Annotated in this window: 4 protein-coding genes; all 4 read left to right on the top strand. The window is 57.7% G+C overall.

What is annotated here, in order from left to right; genetic code table 11:
* Positions 1-408: 408 nt before the first annotated feature.
* Positions 409-669 (top strand): DUF2767 family protein, encoded by a 261-nt coding sequence (locus CBW22_RS23495; protein WP_088518028.1) that lies wholly within the window; start codon positions 409-411, stop codon positions 667-669.
* 262 nt (positions 670-931) lie between these two features.
* Positions 932-1429, top strand: a complete 498-nt coding sequence (locus CBW22_RS23490; protein WP_088518027.1) for a hypothetical protein — start codon at positions 932-934, stop codon at positions 1427-1429.
* A 315-nt stretch (positions 1430-1744) separates the two neighbouring features.
* The gene (locus CBW22_RS23485; protein WP_088518026.1) at positions 1745-2347 is read left to right on the top strand and encodes a DUF2913 family protein; all 603 of its coding nucleotides are present in this window, start codon (positions 1745-1747) and stop codon (positions 2345-2347) included.
* 207 nt (positions 2348-2554) lie between these two features.
* Positions 2555-2690: KTSC domain-containing protein (locus CBW22_RS23480; RefSeq protein ID WP_141097361.1), on the top strand; the 136-nt coding region annotated here is incomplete at its 3' end.

Here is a 2690-nt window from a genome sequence, read left to right as displayed (position 1 = left end):
ATTGTGCCCCTCTCAGCCCGGACCCGCGCCGGATCTGAAGCCCGGTTGCCCCCACTGACCAGCCCCCGCCGCCCGGCCCGGAGGGCCGGAACTGCAGTGGCTGATAAATGGATGCTGTAACTACAGAGTCTGAGCCGCTTTATGGCCAGAGGCCCGCGGTTTCTTTCTTTCGTCTCCGACCATCTGGCTGATAAGCTGCTGACAGGCCGCTGCCTAAACGGCGTCGGTCAGGGCGGGGTTGGGCTTTCGCCACCATCGGCCCTGTAACCGGCTGTGCCGGGCTAACGGCGCCAGCTGGCATCTGAGCCGTCCTGAACGGTTTCTGGCGCCTCCATGCCGCTCACGCGGCATTCACAGGACGGGCTGCGCACTGCTCGCCCGTCCGGCTACGTCTGAGAGGTAAGTGCGATGCAGATGACTCAACAGCAGCACGGGGAGCTGGAGAGGGTTTACATCATGATCGGCGCCGTGGTCATGGCCATGGCCGGCGACGGTCTCGAAACCACGCGGCTGCGGATTGCCGGCTTTATCCGCGGAGAACTGGCCAGAACGCAGGCATGGTCGCCGGAGATGGAAACGGCCATGCTGAGTGCGATCGAGACGCTGGAAATCTATCCTGACCATGAGGTTGTGGAGAGGCACCGCGATGGCGGCGACTGGGCTCTCTGAGGGCTGATGACGTCCTGAAATACCGAATATCAGGGGCAGTTTATTCTGTGGCGCTGTAACCGGCTCCGCCGGGCTCACTGCGCCCGATGGCATAAGCGCCGTCCTGAATTCTTTCTGACGCCTCCATGCCGCTCATGCGGCATTCAGGGGCCGGCTGCGCACTGCTTACCTGCTTCTGTCAAAATCCTCGTTATAAATGGTATCAAGCCACGCATAATTCAGCCGATATACTGAACAGATCCCGCATAGAAACAGGAATAAAATGAAACTATTAACCAGCTTAACTCTGGCTGCAGCTGTTCTTTTGACAGGCTGTGCAACAAAACCGCAATCTTCTGCTCCGCTCTATCTGAAAACGGAAATGCAGTCTCCTGTTTCCGGAAAAGCAGGATATACAGATCCGGTACTTAGCTACATTAAGGAGGATAAAATCCGTCACATCCGCCTCTATCCGTTGTTGCCTCTTCCGGGTAAACAATTCCACGATGCGCTGGAAAGAAAATTTAACGCGACCACTCTTTATATCGATCTTGTTAAAAATAATGAGGGTTACAAAGCAGAAATCTCCGGGGAAATCAACTATTACGATACCCAAAGATATGTGAACGGCAAACTGGTAGGCGACGTCATTGAATCAGTTCCGGTTCCTCCAGTGACTGTTCAGCTTAACTCTGAAAAGAGTGTAAATATTGAGCTACCAAGAGGTATTCGGTTTACTGCGCAAATCACTGATGATGTTTTTTCTGATTTTAAACAATGAGTAAAGGCACTTACATATGCCGCTGACGCGGCATAGAGGGCGGGCTGCACACTGCCCGTCAGTCCTCAAATGGGGGCTGATGCTCAACAAATCGTAAACTGCCGCGGAGGATTCCGGATACCAGGACCGCTCTCATTACGCCTGCTCCCGCCCTGATTTGCGGGACTGAAAATCTGCGGAGCCAGCCGGATAAAGTCAGTCCGTGCTGCTGAACCTCCTGCCGGCTCCGCCGGGTTTTCTCAGGCCTGATGATGTCATAAAATGCCGTATTTTAGGGCCATTTTTTCATGTGGTCCGGCATGAAGGACGCGGCTTATGAATAACGACAACGTGAACGTCAGTCACCTGGCGTGGTGCGGCCTGATTGCGCTGCATACCGCCCGCCGCGACGGGATCGTGACTTCACCCGCACAGGACAACCTGTTTCTGACCCGCTGGCTGGCCACCGCCGAAAAACAGCGTCGCTTTCCCCGGGCGCTGGCGAGTGACATCAGCTGGCTGCTGAAGGAGGGGCGGGAGAAGGGCCTGCGCGCCGACCTGCCCGGCAAGCTGGAATACCTGTGGCGCGCCGGAAACGGCCACCTGCAGGCGCAGAACGACCTGTTCCGGCTCCAGCACGCCCTGCACGCCGTTAAGCTCACCGGCTGGATTTATATGGTGCTGTCAGAAAACGAATGGAGCGGCCGCCGCCAGCTGCGGCTCAGCCCGTCCGTTTCCGGTATTTACCTCCGGCGCAGCGCACTGGATAACGGCTTTGACGAACGCGGACGGCAGCGCAGTCCCCTGCCTGTGCGCATCACCGGCGACCTGGCTGCGCTGGATAAGCTGCTCCAGCGTTCGGGCTGGCGCCGTGGAGCGGCCGGAGGTTCTGATGAACATCAGCATCTTCTCCTCGCGGACGGATTCAGTGCAGAGTGAAGGCAGGACGGAAAGCTGGCGAACTTCTCAGACTACAGTGAACCTCCGCGCCGGCTCAGGTTTCACGGCGGGCGATCGGTAAAAACACCCACGTAATCTGAATAATAAATCGTCTGATTTTACTCCCTGAACGGGGGAGCTGCCGGGCGGCACCCCACTTTTTCGGACGGCGGCCACGTGAGCGATGGCCCTGACAGGAACCACACTATGAACAGGCATGAAGTGACGTCTCAGCTGTTTCGCAGCGCGGGCTACGATCCGACCACCGGCGTGCTGGAACTGGAGTACCGGAACGGCGCGTGCCGGCGCTGGCTCGCGGTGCCGGCAAAGGTGTACCAGGCCT

Origin of the sequence: Pantoea sp. VS1 (assembly GCF_002207995.1) — a bacterium.
GTDB classification, from domain to species: domain Bacteria; phylum Pseudomonadota; class Gammaproteobacteria; order Enterobacterales; family Enterobacteriaceae; genus Pantoea; species Pantoea dispersa.
Note: the sequence above shows the minus strand (reverse complement) of the source record. Positions and strands in the feature narration are given on the sequence as shown.